18 protein-coding genes and 1 tRNA gene are annotated in these 14,652 nt (G+C 50.4%); 5 read left to right on the top strand and 14 right to left on the bottom strand.

Annotated features, from left to right (window positions below; genetic code table 11):
• Nucleotides 1-4: 4 nt before the first annotated feature.
• From GPK89_RS12310 to GPK89_RS12245, 14 genes are all read right to left on the bottom strand, one after another.
• On the bottom strand, nucleotides 5-871 hold the full coding sequence (locus tag GPK89_RS12310) for a VirB6/TrbL-like conjugal transfer protein, CD1112 family (RefSeq protein ID WP_002578954.1): 867 nt from the start codon (nucleotides 869-871) through the stop codon (nucleotides 5-7).
• Between the two features lie 25 nt (nucleotides 872-896).
• Nucleotides 897-1,112 (bottom strand): Maff2 family mobile element protein, encoded by a 216-nt coding sequence (locus GPK89_RS12305; protein ID WP_002576404.1) that lies wholly within the window; start codon nucleotides 1,110-1,112, stop codon nucleotides 897-899.
• An 83-nt stretch (nucleotides 1,113-1,195) separates the two neighbouring features.
• Entirely contained in the window at nucleotides 1,196-1,588 is a 393-nt protein-coding gene (locus GPK89_RS12300) for a helix-turn-helix domain-containing protein (protein WP_118629860.1), read from the bottom strand.
• 3 nt (nucleotides 1,589-1,591) lie between these two features.
• On the bottom strand, nucleotides 1,592-1,912 hold the full coding sequence (locus GPK89_RS12295) for a hypothetical protein (RefSeq protein WP_002304332.1): 321 nt from the start codon (nucleotides 1,910-1,912) through the stop codon (nucleotides 1,592-1,594).
• Nucleotides 1,913-1,924: 12 nt separating this feature from the next.
• Nucleotides 1,925-3,676 carry a VirD4-like conjugal transfer protein, CD1115 family gene (locus GPK89_RS12290; RefSeq protein ID WP_215693575.1) on the bottom strand — a complete coding sequence of 584 codons (1,752 nt, stop codon included), beginning with the start codon at nucleotides 3,674-3,676 and terminating at the stop codon, nucleotides 1,925-1,927.
• Entirely contained in the window at nucleotides 3,676-4,158 is a 483-nt protein-coding gene (locus tag GPK89_RS12285) for a PcfB family protein (RefSeq protein WP_002304320.1), read from the bottom strand. The genes GPK89_RS12290 and GPK89_RS12285 overlap by 1 nt, the downstream gene beginning before the upstream one ends.
• A 36-nt stretch (nucleotides 4,159-4,194) precedes the next feature.
• Nucleotides 4,195-4,506 carry a DUF5720 family protein gene (locus tag GPK89_RS12280; protein WP_002304317.1) on the bottom strand — a complete coding sequence of 104 codons (312 nt, stop codon included), beginning with the start codon at nucleotides 4,504-4,506 and terminating at the stop codon, nucleotides 4,195-4,197.
• Nucleotides 4,507-4,516: 10 nt separating this feature from the next.
• On the bottom strand, nucleotides 4,517-5,158 hold the full coding sequence (locus tag GPK89_RS12275; protein WP_002588969.1) for a DUF3846 domain-containing protein: 642 nt from the start codon (nucleotides 5,156-5,158) through the stop codon (nucleotides 4,517-4,519).
• A gap of 54 nt (nucleotides 5,159-5,212) precedes the next feature.
• Nucleotides 5,213-5,740 carry a hypothetical protein gene (locus GPK89_RS12270; RefSeq protein ID WP_002578960.1) on the bottom strand — a complete coding sequence of 176 codons (528 nt, stop codon included), beginning with the start codon at nucleotides 5,738-5,740 and terminating at the stop codon, nucleotides 5,213-5,215.
• Nucleotides 5,741-5,749: 9 nt separating this feature from the next.
• A complete protein-coding gene (locus tag GPK89_RS12265) occupies nucleotides 5,750-6,676 on the bottom strand; it encodes a ParB/RepB/Spo0J family partition protein (RefSeq protein WP_002304314.1) in 927 nt (308 codons plus the stop codon).
• Nucleotides 6,633-7,460, bottom strand: a complete 828-nt coding sequence (locus GPK89_RS12260) for a ParA family protein (protein WP_008791938.1) — start codon at nucleotides 7,458-7,460, stop codon at nucleotides 6,633-6,635. Before GPK89_RS12260 ends, GPK89_RS12265 begins: the two co-directional genes overlap by 44 nt.
• 6 nt (nucleotides 7,461-7,466) lie before the next feature.
• A complete protein-coding gene (locus tag GPK89_RS12255; RefSeq protein ID WP_117930254.1) occupies nucleotides 7,467-8,396 on the bottom strand; it encodes a DUF6017 domain-containing protein in 930 nt (309 codons plus the stop codon).
• The gene (locus GPK89_RS12250) at nucleotides 8,393-8,596 is read right to left on the bottom strand and encodes a hypothetical protein (protein WP_224209075.1); all 204 of its coding nucleotides are present in this window, start codon (nucleotides 8,594-8,596) and stop codon (nucleotides 8,393-8,395) included. The genes GPK89_RS12255 and GPK89_RS12250 overlap by 4 nt, the downstream gene beginning before the upstream one ends.
• Nucleotides 8,597-9,165: 569 nt before the next feature.
• Nucleotides 9,166-9,242: transfer RNA gene (locus GPK89_RS12245), tRNA-Arg, on the bottom strand.
• A 453-nt stretch (nucleotides 9,243-9,695) separates the two neighbouring features.
• Here GPK89_RS12245 and GPK89_RS12240 point away from each other — a divergent pair.
• The 5 genes from GPK89_RS12240 to rnr all read left to right on the top strand — a co-directional run bounded on the left by GPK89_RS12240 (nucleotide 9,696) and on the right by rnr (nucleotide 14,643).
• Nucleotides 9,696-10,490 (top strand): YveK family protein, encoded by a 795-nt coding sequence (locus GPK89_RS12240; RefSeq protein ID WP_215693532.1) that lies wholly within the window; start codon nucleotides 9,696-9,698, stop codon nucleotides 10,488-10,490.
• Between the two features lie 172 nt (nucleotides 10,491-10,662).
• Entirely contained in the window at nucleotides 10,663-10,779 is a 117-nt protein-coding gene (locus GPK89_RS16795; RefSeq protein ID WP_215693531.1) for an LPXTG cell wall anchor domain-containing protein, read from the top strand.
• A 237-nt stretch (nucleotides 10,780-11,016) separates the two neighbouring features.
• Entirely contained in the window at nucleotides 11,017-11,991 is a 975-nt protein-coding gene (bsh, locus tag GPK89_RS12230; RefSeq protein WP_215693529.1) for a choloylglycine hydrolase, read from the top strand.
• 120 nt (nucleotides 11,992-12,111) lie between these two features.
• Nucleotides 12,112-12,360 carry a preprotein translocase subunit SecG gene (gene secG, locus GPK89_RS12225; protein WP_215693527.1) on the top strand — a complete coding sequence of 83 codons (249 nt, stop codon included), beginning with the start codon at nucleotides 12,112-12,114 and terminating at the stop codon, nucleotides 12,358-12,360.
• Between the two features lie 156 nt (nucleotides 12,361-12,516).
• Nucleotides 12,517-14,643 carry a ribonuclease R gene (gene rnr / locus GPK89_RS12220; RefSeq protein WP_215693525.1) on the top strand — a complete coding sequence of 709 codons (2,127 nt, stop codon included), beginning with the start codon at nucleotides 12,517-12,519 and terminating at the stop codon, nucleotides 14,641-14,643.
• The last annotated feature ends 9 nt before the right edge of the window (nucleotides 14,644-14,652 follow it).

Below are 14,652 nucleotides of genomic sequence, written 5' to 3'. Positions count from 1 at the left end.
TTCCTTAGTGAGCGCTGAATACACCCTTCGCAAGTGAACCGGTCTTAAACAGGGTGAAGCACAAAAGGACGGTGTAGCCCATAACACCCCAGATAGAGCCGATGATGTCGTCACTGAATGCGATAGACTGAATCAGTACCGCATAAATGCCTACGCAGATCATAATCAGGAATCCCTGGAATCCGATTGCAAACAGCGAACGCAGATAATTCTGTCCGATATTGCTTTGCTCTCTGTTTCCAAAAGTGGAGAGTGGAATCGGGGCAAGGCTGACCATCAGATAAATTTCAATCATTCGACCGTAGACGATCACAAAGATGATGATTGCCAAAGCGGACATCGTGACCTGCACGATAAAGGATTGCAGGAACAAGCCGAGTAAAGGCCCCAAATCCATTGCCATCAGCGTTTCTTCCATTGTTTCCAATGCCGAAGCATCTATGGCAGTATTTCCGGATATGATACCGGCGCTTGCGTTTATAACGTGCTGTGCCACATCGAACACAGCCATCGTGATATTGAATGTGTTTGTGATTAACATGACCGCAACAAAAGTCTTGAACACCCATTTGAAGAAGATCCAGGTTTCAAAATTCGCCAGATTGTTGTGGTCAATAATCATCTGAATTAGCTCATAACAGGCAATGAAGGTCAGAATCAAGCCTGCGATTGGGATAATCACTGACTCGGAGATGTTTCGTACCATGGCAAAGACACCCGGCGAAAAATTCGCCGGGGTCATGCCAACGGAGGTTGCTATCTCGCCAACCTGGTTGTTGACGGACTCAAACATCCCCGACAGATTTCCCATAATGGCTGAAACGAGCATTTCTTTCAGCCAGTCTGTGATCTGTTGGAGTATGCTGTCCAAAGGCGATTACCTCCTTGTTTTGTGATTAACCGAACAGTCCGGAGAGCAGAGGTACAAGGGTGGTGCCGATGAGGGCAACACCGCCGCCAGCCATGAGCTGCTTCATGCCCTGGGACTTTGCGCCGGGGTTATCGTTGCCGTAGCCCTCAAGCAGATTGATTGCACCCCAGATGCCAAGACCTGCGCCCAGAGCGATAACGAGAGTCTGAAGAACGGTTACTGCGCTATTGAAAAATGCCATAATATTTTCCTCCTAAAATTTGAAATTGTTTTGAGAATAGAAAAAGCCCTCCGTACTACCGGTATCAAAACCGGACGGAAGGCTTAGTTTGCGAGAATCTTTTCAAGGAACTCCTCGACGGTTATCACGCCAAGTTTCTGTTCCATTCTGCTTCTTGCATATTCAGTTTCACAATCATATATATCACCACCACCTTTCATAAGAAACAGCCAATACATTGACTGCAACAAATCTTCACGAGAAGCACAGATCGTCGGTGAAAAAACGGCAGGTGAAACCTTCAGAACCTCTGCGAGTTTCGCTGTGGTTTCTGCATTAGGGGTTCGAGCGTTTTTCTCATACTGAGCAATACGGACATCCGCTGTTTTCTCGGAATACCCCATCAAGAGTCCAAGCTCTTTCTGGGTAAGGCGGCGAAATCGTCTAATGAACTTCAAACGCTGCCCAATAGAGGTATCCGTGATCCACCAAGTCATTTTTTACACCTCGCTTTCTGCAAATTCTCGATATACAACCTCATTTTTTGCTCTGCGTTTGCCTACGGCTTCACTGGGAGCAAGGTCAGGGTAGGTTGCCTGCACTTTCTGTCTGCTTCTGCGGACAGTTTCAAACCCCGGAAAGCTGCGTCTATCCAGTTCTTTCAAAAACACAGGAACCGTCATGGCATGAATGTCGATGCCACGCAGACCGGAATAGTGTTCCAGTACCATCAGGTACAAATGATTGTCGGTATTTCTTGCCTTGTGGTCGTGTTCCAAGATGTTCTTAACCAGGGCAGATACCGTTTTCAGATTTTCCAAACAGAAACCTCCTTAATCCGCATCGACTACCACAAACTCATCACCTGCCTTGAGCTTCAACCTTCGACTCAGAAACTGTTCAATGTTGAACTCATTTCTCTTATCAAAGTCTGATGTGTACTTATAATTGGGGTGCTGCGTCAGATCGTACTTATCAGAAAGAAACGGTCTGACACCACGCAGCTGCAAAATACACTTGCTGCCATCCAGAACCGCAAGCTCATCTACGCTCGCAAGGTCTTTGCCAAGCTTTTGAAAATTTTGTCCGTAAGACGGGCTGTTACCTCTGGTGTTGGAGGTGTTGTAGGTGTCGATAGTTTCTTTTCCCAATGCCTGATTCAGTTCTTTGAGCGTGGTTGGCTCAGAACCACCCAGGAAAATTCGGGAATCCATGTTGCCGATGATGGTATCGGCATTGTCTTTATAAATGGCTTTCAGCTGTGATTGTGCCTGGAGAACAAGGCAAGCCGATATTTCACGGCTTCGGATTGTCGCTACCAGTTTTTCCAGATTGGGAATCTGACCGATGTTTGCCATCTCATCAATCAGGCAACGCACATGAACCGGCAGTCTGCCACCGTACACATCATCTGCTTTCTCACACAGCAAGTTGAACAGCTGTGTGTAAATCATGGAGATCAAAAAATTAAACGTCGCATCCGTATCTGACATAATCAGAAAGAGCGCCGTTTTCTTATCTCCAAGGGTATCCAACTGCAACTCGTCATAGGCAGTCACATCTCTGACCTCCTGAATATCAAAAGGAGCCAGACGAGCGCCGCAGGAAATCAAAATCGACTTAGCGGTCTTGCCGGCAGCCAGCTTGTATTTTTTATACTGACGGACTGCAAAGTGATTCGGCTTTTTCTTTTCCAGCGCTTCAAACATCAGATCCACCGGGTTCTGGAACTCCTCATCATCTTCCCGCACCTCCATTGCGTTCAGGAACTCGATTAGAGTGGAGAAATTCTGTTCCTCAACTGGGGCTTCATAGTGGATATATCCGATCAAGGCACAGTAGAGCAGCGTTTCCGCCTTCGTCCAGAACTCGTCACCGGCTTTTCCATCGCCCTTTGTGTTGGCAATCAGTGTTGTCACCAGTTTCAGAATGTCTTTTTCTGAATGAATATAGGCAAAGGGGTTATAGCGCATCGACTTCTGAAAGTTGATGGTGTTGAAAATCTTAATGGTGTAGCCATGCTTCAAAAGGGCGTTGCCGCACTCAATCACGATGCTGCCTTTCGGGTCAGTGACCACATAGGAACTGTGCATCTGGAGAAGGTTTGGCTTCAACCAAAAGCGAGTTTTACCGGAACCCGAACCGCCGATAATCAGAACATTCTTATTTCGGGCATTGGCAGGATTCTTCGGGCGATTGCTCATCATCAGCCGCTCCGTTTTCGTCAGGATCACATTGTCCTCGAACTTTGGTGCAATAAACGGCTCAATATCTTTTGCCGTTCCCCAACGAGCAGAACCGTACTCAACATTGTGTCGGTACTTCTTTGCGTTTTTGCCTTTTAGATAGACAGCCAGCCGAAGTCCTGCGCCGCAGAAAATGCCAATCAGCAAATCCAACGGGTGAAAGCTGGGCAGCGGATTGTTCAGGGCTATCGGAAGGGCATTAAAAAAGCTGAGGATTTTCGCAGATGAATCTGCACCCTCAGCCAATCTCCATGCTTCGCCTAAATTCGTAGCGAACAACCCTACCAGAAAATACGGTAAATTCAAAATCAGGAGCTTTTTAATTTTTCTCTTATCCATCACAGATCACGCTCCTGTTTCTTCTCTCGAACCTTCTTCGGAATCGCTGCGACAATTTCCTTGAACTTCTTCAGCTGCGCCAGAACGCTCGGTTTTTCATTCTTGGTTAATGCCCTTGCCTGATGTTCCTTGCAGATTGCATCTAAAGCATCTGCATCTTTGGAACGGACAAAAACAAGAAACCGGGGAGGATCAACGGACTTATCTTTTCTTACGGCAAAGTCCACGCCGTACTTCTTGGCGAGCTTTTCAAAATCACGGATACTCTCTTTGTCGATCTCAACATTCGTAGCACCCTGATTCTGTCCCAAAAGCTGTTTCACGGATTGCTTTCCATGAACGGCAGGGTCTCGTGCCTTTTTCATCTTCACTTTTTCCCGGTGCTGCAAATACTTGCGGATACCGGCAATGATAGTGCGCCCCGTCAGCTTGGTTGTGCTGATCGCCAGGTTTACTGTCCTGTTTTCAACTTCTTCCTGCATGATTCATCACCTCCTGCAAGCAGTAGAGTGAACAGATTATCGTGCCATATCTCTGTGGTCGTAATACAGATTGCCCTTGGCAACTGCGGCATGGCTGATAATCTTGATATTGCCAGCTTTCTGGTTATCCAGAGCCTTCTGATAACCCACATCGCTCAAATACAGGCGATTTCTTTCGCCTTTCCAACCGACAGGCGATTCATCGGTCAGCACATCGAAAATAATCATGTGCTTGGTGGCGTCATCAAATCGTGCCAAGTCCATATAGGTATGTCCCTGGTACTCCTTGGCACCATCCTGAATCCGCTTTCGCTCCATCAGCTCTCCAATCGTCGAATTTCTTTGCATAAGAACCTCCTTACAGAACATCTCGGTCAGGGTTACTTTTGTGGGGGACCGAATCAGCTTTGACAGGTGCATCTTCTTTCTTCACCATGTCATCCGGCAGGGGAAGCGCCATAATGCTGCGCCCCATGCGTACAAAAGTCTCAGGCTGATGAAAGTGTTCCTCAAACTGCTTCATCAGTTCCGGGGACAGAGAACAAAAATCATCCTCGCCCAATCCCACAACCAGAAAATCACCGGCGATAATGTCATAAATATCGCCGTCATCATCACGCAGCGCACGGTTCAGTTCTTTGCCTACGAGTTTACCTTCGTCGTGCATGACCAGTGCAACCGGCTCATTGAACGGATAAGTTGCCTCAATATCGCCACCTACGGCTTTCTGCAAATCTTCCAGCTCACAGCCGATCTGCACAGCCTGCGGATACATAAACGGCTTTACCAGTAACACATTCATGGTATCTGCCTGTTCTTTCTGAACCTCCCGTTCCTCGGTCGTGCCGAACGCAACACCGGTAAAGTTTTCGGAGTCCAGAATGTACTCCGAATTGTAATAAGCGGCTCTAACCTGTTCCTCTGCCGCATCGTGAGATTCTGCTTGCACCGTAACCGTTTTCTCCAAGGTTTCGGTAATCTTCACATCGTATTCTTTCAAGTTTCGATACCTCCGTTTCTTTGGAAATAAGAAAAGCGACCATCCATGAACCTGTTACAGTTCATAAATAGTCGCATCCACATCGGCTAAAAGCTCGAACAAGCAAATATCGTCCAGTTCGCAAATTAGGGAACCCATGTCGAAGAAAATATCGTCCTCACATTCCACCGTAGTAACTACGCTGCGGTGTTCGTTAAGACAAATGGCTTCTTCCTTGTCCATCGTAATCGTGGACATACAGGACACCACATAGAAAGTCATATCTTCTGCTAACCACAGCTCCTTGCTCTGAATCGTGCGAACTTTTTCATTGCCGCTCGTATCTTCTACATAGGACAGAAGCCTCACGGCTCTACTGTTCAGAAGTACCGTTCCCTGATAGTCGATCCCATCGCCAGCAGAGGACAATACTCGGTACTCGCAAACCATCTCGGCATTTTTTTGGAATGACCTTGCCAGAAGCGTAGGAGAAATATCATCGAACTCCTCACTGTAATTTACGAGCATATCTACCATATAATCAGGATCGCAAAGGTCGTAGAGTTCTTCCAAAGCGCCCTGAATGTTTTTGGGTGTAAACATTTTTTCAACTTACCTTTCCATAGATTTTTCTCTTTTTTTCTGCCACTGTTCCAAAAGCTGAATGATTTTATCCTCCATCTGCTTGTTGGTATAGGACTTCGGGAAGTATTTTCGCAACGAATCCGTTTTGAAGGTTACTCTGTCCAGCTCTCCCTTCTTGATCTCATTCATAATCTCGCACATCGCATCCAGCGTACACTCGCCCTCCTGTGCGAGCTTTTTAATTCGCTGTGCTTGCGAAAGGGAAGGAGCTGCTTGAGCATAATCCATTGCAGAAAGAAAATCCTTCTGTTCTTCACTTGCCAGATAGGAAAGCTCCACCGCAGGATTGAATTTGATTTGACCCGTATCTACCATATCCAGCAGTTCCGGAATCAGTTCGGTCAGACGGATATAACGGTGTACCTGATTTCTGCTTTCTCCTGCCTCCTGACCAACTATATCCATTGCCTGCAACTTCATCCCAACTTGGGATGAAGTTAAATCGGTGCGTTGACCTTGATGTTTAATCGCATCCAGCTTCATCTTATAAGCAAATGCTCTTTCACTCGGCAGGATACTCTCCCTCTGCAAATTCGCATCGACCATCAAAATAATGGCTGCATCATCGTCTAGGTCACGAACAATCGCAGGCATGGTTTCCTTACCCGCAAGCTCCGATGCCCGGTGCCGCCTGTGACCAGAAACGATTTCATAACCACCGTCGGGGTCAGGACGGACAATCGCAGGGGTGAGAACTCCGAAATCTCGGACGCTCTCCGCAGTTTTCATCATTTCTTCATCATCAACCACACGGAAGGGGTGTCCCTCAAAGGGGTGTAGCTCAGAAAGCGGAATTTCCTGCACACGCTCCTGCTGGGCTTCAGCTCTGGATTGATCGGTGGAGAAAATATCATCGTACCCCTTCAAGCTGATGTTTGCGCCTTTTTTCTGCATTGTTTAACACCTCCTTCGTTAAAACTCGGTAGGCATCCGCCACTTTTCCTTTCGGATCATGCTGAAAGATACTGTGTCCTTCGGCACTGATTTCTTCTGCACGAACAGAGCGGGGAATGTCGGTCTTGTAAACCTTCAGCTTTCCTCCATAGCTCTCCCGAATCAGATTGCTGATGTCTTTGGAATAGTTGGTGCGGTTGTCTACCATAGTCAGAAGAATCCCTTCAATCCTCAGTTTCGGGTTGATTTGCCTCTTGACCTTGTTGATGGTTCCAAGCAACTGTTCCAGACCCTTTGCAGGAAGGTATGCTGCCTGAACCGGTATCAGCACATTGTCGGCAGCTGCCAACGCATTCACGGTCAGCATACCCAAAGAAGGCATACAGTCCAGAAGAATGTAATCATAGTTCTGTTTGACCGTATCCAGGTATTGCCTGAGAATGGTTTCCCGGCTCATGGCATTGACCAGTGCTACTTCCATACCTGACAGTTCGATGTTGGATGGCACCAGATCAACGCCCTCCGGATGATGCAGAATCCCTTCACCGGGAGCAATGGGTTTCTCCATCATAATTTTTCCCATCAGATCGGAAAGTGTTGGAGACAGATCATCCGGGTATGGGTTGCCAAGACTGACCGTTAGGGAAGCCTGGGGATCGGTGTCTACCAGAAGTACCTTTTTACCCTCAAGAGCCAAGCCAACGCCCAAATTCTCGGTGGTGGTGGTCTTGCCGGTTCCTCCTTTCTGATTGACCACCGCAATGATGGTTGCTTTTTTCGACATTTTTCGTCACTCTCCTTCCTCTCGCTTCATTTTCAATTTCTTAAATCCTCCTTCCAAATATCCGTGTGACATATCGTGCCGAACAAGAGCATCGTAGTAGGTGTCTATTGTCGTCGGCGCATTGTATATCGTAGTCAGCATATACTGACGGATATTTCTAATCTTTGTAGTGTTCTCTTTGAAGCAGTCCATAACATATCGAATGTGTTCGACATTCAGTTTCATAAACCGACTGCGGACAATTTCTGCCGGACGTTCCTCTGCACCAATGCGAATCAATGGTCGCTTCGTGCAAACTGTTTCAACGATCAACTCCAGAATGTTATCCAGCATTTCGGAATCGTAAGGGTAATCCTTCTTCAACAAATCAATACTGAGCTGATCCGAGAAATAATCAAAGTATTCTTGATACCGGTCATTCTCGTCCATCATTCCACCATTTCCGGAAGGAAAGATAGAATCAGTATCACTAAATTCAGTATTTTTAATATCAGTATTATTACCTTGTGATTTCGGAAGTTCTTGAGTTGTGATTTCCATTGTTCCAGAATTGTGATTTTCACAATTCAAGAGTTGTGAATCCACAGCAGAGATAAAGTTCTTCACATAGATCAGGTTGGGCTTTCCCAAACCCTGGCGCTTACGTTCAATCAATCCTGCTTTCTTCTCAAGTTCACTGAGCAGCTTGATAGCCTTTTGTTCAGCACAGTTCAGAGCCATCTTCGCTTCGTCGATTGTAAAAATGATATACACTCGACCGTTTTTATCTATCCAACCATTCTTGGCAGACAGGCTCATGCGGTCAAGCAAAATGCCATACAGCATCTTGGCATCGGCAGAAATATTCCAGAACCTCTCGTTCGTGAACAACACCTTCGGAACTCGATAGAATGTGAATAGATCGGATTGCTGACCGTAAAAATAATCAAAACTCACACGGCTTCACCACCTTCTTTCTGCGGAAAACTTTCTGTTGTCAGCGGAATGCTGCGGAAAGTCGTATCCGTCTTTTCGTAAGGACATCGGGCAAAAAAGCAGAAGCGGTATTCCTGTTCATACACATCCATATCAACGAAGCCCCACTTCACGCATAACCTTCTTCGTACACCAGCCAATGCACGGGTGATCTCGCCCATAGGGACAGCCATCACATTCCGACTTGGGTTTCGGTGGCAAAGAGATTAAGTAGTAGCAATTATTTCTACCCAGACGGCAACCCTTTCTGCCATTCGTCCAGAAGTAGCAGTAATGACAGTCGCTCGGCTTGTCTGCGGTATAAACAGGCTTGCTCAAATGAAACACCTCCAATCTCTTGTATTTGCCCATGGTTTTGGGCATAAAAAAAGAGCGCCTATCCATCCCCGATGCGGGGCAAATAGACGCTCTATGTATATAACGATATTCGATTTTATCTGCTATAACTGCATGGTACTCAAAACATCCGCCTTTTTTGATTAGCTGGATTTTTGGCACGATTTTGGGGCTGATTAGCAGGAAGGGCATTTTCATTAGCAAGAACAGCCCGTTTTCTGCTAAAAATTAGCTGGCGATTTTGTCTTATAACAACCGTTCGATTCTGGAGGGGTTGTCAAAAATCAAATTTTGGAGTAGAATTTTATCCCATACAGTGAAAGAGCTTTTTCGCAGCTTTTTATATAAGAAAAGCCGAAAACCCTTGAAAACAAAGGCTTTCGGCGTTATTAGCTGGCGTCCCAGAGAGGATTTGAACCTCCGACCCCACGCTTAGGAGGCGTGTGCTCTATCCAACTGAGCTACTGAGACATGGCTGGTTTTATGACTAAGCCCGAAGAAACTCGAACTTGAATCCTGTATGAAGTTTTTCCAAGGTGACCGTTGTAACGCAACCTTAGGAGGCGTGTGCTCTATCCAACTGAGCTACTGAGACATTTATTGGTTTTATTCAATTTTCACTGCTCGAAGGAATCGAACCATCTGCCGCTTAGGAGGGGGACGCTCTATCCAGCTGAGCTATTGGCGCGTATATCAAATGAAATTGTAAATAGTGAGGATTGAACAACCGCTTAGAAGGTGTGTGCTCTATCCGGCTGCGCTACTGAGACATTTTCCCCGGGAATATACGGATACTTTATCATTATATCTGCTTCTCTGCCAAAAATCAAGTAGTGATTGGCCGAACACGGTTGATTTTTGACGGGAAATGTGTTACTATAAACTATATTCGTATGCACACAACACGGAAAGGATATAGAGTTTATGGCAGAGGAAATGAACCGCAAGGACGCCGCCCAGGAGAAGCTGACCGACCGCAACTACGTCTACGTCCGCTATGAGAACGACGATGACGATGAAATGGACATTTATGACATCATCACCCTTTGCAAAAAAGGCCTGCTGATTGCAAAGCGCTACATTGCGCTGCTGCTGGTGTTCTTTGTGCTCGGCGGTGTGGTCGGCTTTGTCAAGGCCAAGGTATTTAAGGGAGAGAAATATACCTCCACGGCGTTGCTGTTCGTTGACCTGAACCGTGATGTGATCGACACCAGTAACGATATGAACGAGTCCTCCAAGATCAGTATGCTGGCAAACTCCTTCTCGCAGATCGTTTCCAGTGACTCCGTCATTGCGCCCATCGCCAAGCAGTACGCGCTGGACAGCGAGGATATCGATGTGGAGAACGAGGACGCCGTCAATACCAAGGTGGACAATCTGCGCGAGAATATTACCGTGACGGTTCCCAGCGACACGCAGACCATCAATGTTTCTGTGACCGATGACGATGCAGAGCGCTGCCAGAGCATCTGCGAGACCATCGTGGATACCGGCATCAAGGCGATGGACAGCGCTACCAACTACGCCACCATCAGCATCGTTTCCCCGGCCAGCGAGGGCAAAAAGGAGAAGAGCGAGGCCGCAGGTGCGGCAGCTTCCGCCCTCACGATGGCCGCCATCTTCCTGGTCGTTGCGATTCTGATTGTCGCCGTGCGTGAACTGGGCATTGCCTACAAGGCACACGAGGCCGCCAAGCAGGAAGAAGAAAAGAAAAACTGATTTTATAGCATAGTCTGCAAGCGCATCGGCGGTAAGCCGGTGCGCTTTTTTGTACGATTTTTGCGCGGATGTTTGATTTCTGTGCGTTTCTTGACAAATTTTGGATAGGGGCGTATAGTTAAAAGTGCTTAAAATACTGCGGAAATGAGGAAAAGTTTCTGGCGGCAAGGCAGTGCCCACGATTCCCCAGACTGGGGATAACAGCAGTGTCACGTTGCTGTTCGCGCTGCTCCTGTTGAGCGGCGGCGCATACCTGGGTATGGCGGCATCCAAAAAAGCAAAACAGTAATATACAGCCAAATGGCGGCAGGAAACACCCCTGCCGCCATTTGTTTACAATTTCCCGGTGGATTATTCCTTGCCGGCGTGGTACACTAGTTGCATTGACTCGCCAAATGTGTAGGGGCGCACAGCGTGCGACCGCGGGACTTTGCGGCTGCCGTCGTGTGCTGCGGGCGAACAATGTTCGCCCCTACATCTCAACATAAGAAACATACTACATTTTTTATAAAAAGGGGAGCTTGCCATGTGTACCGCTGCAACGTATAAAACCGAAGATTTCTACTTTGGCCGCAATCTGGACTATGAATTTTCCTACGGCGACGAGGTCACGGTCACGCCGCGTGCCTATCCGTTTGCCCTGCGCTGCATGGGGAATTTCCGCACGAAATACGCCATGATCGGCATGGCCTACGTGGCGGGGGAGTACCCGCTGTATTACGACGCTGTCAATGAGAAGGGCCTCGGCATTGCGGGGCTGAACTTTGTGGGCAACGCGGTCTACCATCCGGCGGCTGAGGGTAAAAACAACGTCACACAGTTTGAATTGATCCCCTGGCTGCTGGGCAGCTGCGCCACCCTGGCCGAGGCCCGCACGCTGCTGGAAAAGACAAACATCGTCAATATTCCATTCAGTGACCAGCTGCCCCTGGCCCAGCTGCATTGGCTGATTGCCGACAAGACCGGCAGCATCGTGGTGGAATCCACCGCCGACGGCCTGCACATTTATGATGACCCGGTGGGCGTGCTGACAAACAACCCGCCGTTCCCGCAGCAGCTTTTCGCGCTGAACAACTACCGCGCCCTGTCGCCCCGCACGCCCGCCAGTACCTTTGCCGAGGGGCTGGATCTGACCGCGTACAGCCGCGGCCTGGGTGGGCTGGGCCTGCCGGGCGACCTGTCCAGCCAGTCCCGCTTTGTCCGTGCGGCCTTTGTGCGTATGAACGCCAAATCCGGCAGCGGCGAGGCCGAGAGTGTCAACCAGTTCTTCCACATCCTGCACTCGGTCGAACAGCAGCGCGGCTGCTGTGAGCTGGACGGCGGCAAGTATGAGATCACGCTCTACACCAGCTGCTGCAACGCCGACAAAGGCATTTATTACTACACGACTTACGGCAACCACCAGATCACCGCTGTGGATATGCACCGGGAAAACCTGGACAGCACCAAGCTGACCCGCTACCCGCTGGTGCAGGGCGAACAAATTGCGCTGCAAAACTGATTTTACGCACAAAACGTGAAAAAAGCGCTTGCATCGTACAGGAATCTATGCTATACTGTACGGTGCATGAGACTTTTCACGTCATGGCGGCGTGGATAGAAATAGAAGGAGTGCTAATCAATGAACTGGTATGAGATCGCTCTCGGCGTCGTCCTCGTCGTCGTGTCCGTTTTGATCATCGTCTTTACCCTCGCTCAGGAGCAGAAGGGCCAGGGTCTGTCTGGCGCGATCATGGGCGAAAGCTCCGCCACGATGGCTGCTGGCCGTGAGCGCGGCGTGGACGCCAAGCTGGCCAAGCTGACCAAGGTCTGCGGCATTGTTTTCTTTGTCGTCACGCTGGTCGTCTGCGTCCTCAGCGCACGCCTGTGATTTTGGCAGGGTAAGCACAAAACAAAAGGGTCCGCCAAGCGCTTTAGGCCTTTGCAGGCAGCGCCCCGGCGGGCCGTTTTTTGTGAAAGTATATAAAGAAGTCAAACTGGTAGGGCACCGCCGGACGACGGTGCGACGTAAATTAAAGGAGTACACATGACACCGTTACAGAAAAACATTTTAAACGCCGTCAAGCGCCGCCCCATGACGCTGCGCGAGCTGCAGAACAATTTGCAGGTGGATAATTCCCGCCTGCGCACCAGCGTGTCCGCCATGGTCGCCACCGGCGAGCTGTCGATGCGCAACGGCACCTATGCCCCGGGCTTTGCCACCTATGTGAATGCCAATGCCCCCGAGACCATCCCCTGCACGCTGGTCAAGCTGGCGGCCCGCTTCGGCTTTGCCAGCCGCGACGACGGCGAAGGCGATATCTTCATCCCGGGCCGCGCACTGCACGGCGCGATGCCCCAGGACAAGATCAACGTCAAGCTGTTCGACCATCCCCGCGTGGAGGGTTCCTCTGAGGGTGAGGTCGTCGAAGTCACCGTGCCCAACAACCGCTTTGCCGGTACGGTCTGCCTATCTGAGGATGGCCGCCTGGCCGTTGAGCCGGACGGCTGCCGCGATGTGAAGTTCCTGCTGGCGAAACAGGGGAGCGAGGGCGTCCACCTGGGCGACAAGGTCGGTTTCCTCATTACCCACCGCGGCAACCGCCACAGTGATCACCGTGCCGCCGTCGTCGAGAAGTTCGGCTCCTCCGACTACGCCTCCGAGTGCGCCAAGGCCATTCTGTACGGCCGCAACGTCCGGCTCGAGTTCCCGCCCGAAGTGCTGGAAGAGGCCCACGCCTATGACGACGCCACGATTGACCCGACCGAGGCCGCGAAGCGGCTGGACCTGCGCGGCATCCCCATCTTCACCATCGACTCCGCTGAGACGAAGGACATCGACGATGCCATCAGCCTGCAAAAGCTGGACGACGGCTACGAGCTGGGCGTCCACATTGCCGACGTCAGCCATTATGTGCGCCCCGGTTCCGCCTTGGACGAGGAAGCCTTTGAGCGCGCAACGAGCATTTACTACGCCGACAAGGTCATCCCGATGCTGCCGACCCAGCTGTCCAACGGTATCTGCTCGCTGAACGAGGGCGAGGACCGTCTGGCGTTCTCCTGCCTGATGCGTCTGGACGAGAACGGTGAGATCCGCAGCTACAAGTTTGTCAAGAGTGTGATTTGCAGCCGCGTCAAAGGTGTGTATAAAGAAATCAACGCCCTGCTTGAGCCGGAAGAGGGTGCAGACCTGACCGACTTGCAGACCAAGTACGCCGCCGTGCTGGACCAGCTGCCCACCATGGATGAGCTGTACCGCAAGCGCCTTGTGCTGCGCAAGGCCCGCGGCGGCATGGACATCGAGTCCAACGAGGCAAAGCTTGTCATGGACGAGAACGGCCGCTGTGTGGACATCGTCAAGCGCGACCGCGGCACCTCCGAGTGCATGATCGAGGAGTTCATGCTGCTGGCGAACCAGTGCGCCGCCAACGCGGGCCGCACGAACAAGGTGCCCTTTGTCTACCGTGTACACGAGGCTCCCGATGCCGAGAAGATGGAAAAGCTGTCCGCCACACTGCTGGCCTGCGGCCTGAACGCCAAGTTCAAGAACCCCATCCCGACGCAGCTGGAGCTGGCCGCCCTGCTGGACGAGACCCGCGACCAGCCCATTCAAATCCCTGTGCACACTGGCATCCTGCGCAGTATGCAGAAGGCCCGCTACGCCCCGCAGCCCCTGGGCCACTACGGCCTGGTGCTGGCGGACTACGCCCACTTTACCAGCCCCATCCGCCGTTACCCGGATTTGGCTATCCATCGTATTCTGAGCGAAATGCTCACCGGCGCATCGGCCAGCCAGCTGCAGAAGGACTTTAATGAGTTTGCCCAGCAGGCCAGCGAGAAGTCCAGCAAGCAGGAAGTCGCTGCCGTGCGTATCGAGCGCGACGTTGAGGATCTGTACAAGGCCGAGTATATGCACGGCCATCTGGGCGAGGTCTACACTGGCACGGTAGCGGGCATCACCCCGCGCGGCGTTTTTGTCGAGCTGGACAACACGGTCGAGGGCTTTGTGCCCGCCGCCCAGCTCTGCAAGGGCGAGCCGCAGGTCATCGACGGCGTGAGTATGCTGGACCCCCTGACCGGCAAAAGCTGGATGCTGGGTTCCTCCATGAAGATTCAGGTCGCCGCCGCCGATGTGGCGCTGGGCCGCATTGATTTTGAGTATATGGTGGAGTAAGGTTTCACC

This window comes from Gemmiger formicilis, assembly GCF_018784445.1.
Taxonomy (GTDB): Bacteria; Bacillota; Clostridia; order Oscillospirales; family Ruminococcaceae; genus Gemmiger.
Note: the sequence above shows the minus strand (reverse complement) of the source record. Positions and strands in the feature narration are given on the sequence as shown.

Excerpts from the sequence above, each read along its gene's own strand:
- GPK89_RS12305 (WP_002576404.1), bottom strand. The coding sequence starts at position 1,112 with ATGGCATTTTTCAATAGCGCAGTAACCGTTCTTCAGACTCTCGTTATC.
- GPK89_RS12300 (WP_118629860.1), bottom strand. The coding sequence starts at position 1,588 with ATGACTTGGTGGATCACGGATACCTCTATTGGGCAGCGTTTGAAGTTC.
- GPK89_RS12290 (WP_215693575.1), bottom strand. The coding sequence starts at position 3,676 with ATGGATAAGAGAAAAATTAAAAAGCTCCTGATTTTGAATTTACCGTAT.
- GPK89_RS12285 (WP_002304320.1), bottom strand. The coding sequence starts at position 4,158 with ATGCAGGAAGAAGTTGAAAACAGGACAGTAAACCTGGCGATCAGCACA.
- GPK89_RS12280 (WP_002304317.1), bottom strand. The coding sequence starts at position 4,506 with ATGCAAAGAAATTCGACGATTGGAGAGCTGATGGAGCGAAAGCGGATT.
- GPK89_RS12270 (WP_002578960.1), bottom strand. The coding sequence starts at position 5,740 with ATGTTTACACCCAAAAACATTCAGGGCGCTTTGGAAGAACTCTACGAC.
- GPK89_RS12265 (WP_002304314.1), bottom strand. The coding sequence starts at position 6,676 with ATGCAGAAAAAAGGCGCAAACATCAGCTTGAAGGGGTACGATGATATT.
- GPK89_RS12260 (WP_008791938.1), bottom strand. The coding sequence starts at position 7,460 with ATGTCGAAAAAAGCAACCATCATTGCGGTGGTCAATCAGAAAGGAGGA.
- GPK89_RS12250 (WP_224209075.1), bottom strand. The coding sequence starts at position 8,596 with ATGGGCGAGATCACCCGTGCATTGGCTGGTGTACGAAGAAGGTTATGC.
- GPK89_RS12240 (WP_215693532.1), top strand. The coding sequence starts at position 9,696 with ATGGCAGAGGAAATGAACCGCAAGGACGCCGCCCAGGAGAAGCTGACC.
- bsh (WP_215693529.1), top strand. The coding sequence starts at position 11,017 with ATGTGTACCGCTGCAACGTATAAAACCGAAGATTTCTACTTTGGCCGC.
- secG (WP_215693527.1), top strand. The coding sequence starts at position 12,112 with ATGAACTGGTATGAGATCGCTCTCGGCGTCGTCCTCGTCGTCGTGTCC.
- rnr (WP_215693525.1), top strand. The coding sequence starts at position 12,517 with ATGACACCGTTACAGAAAAACATTTTAAACGCCGTCAAGCGCCGCCCC.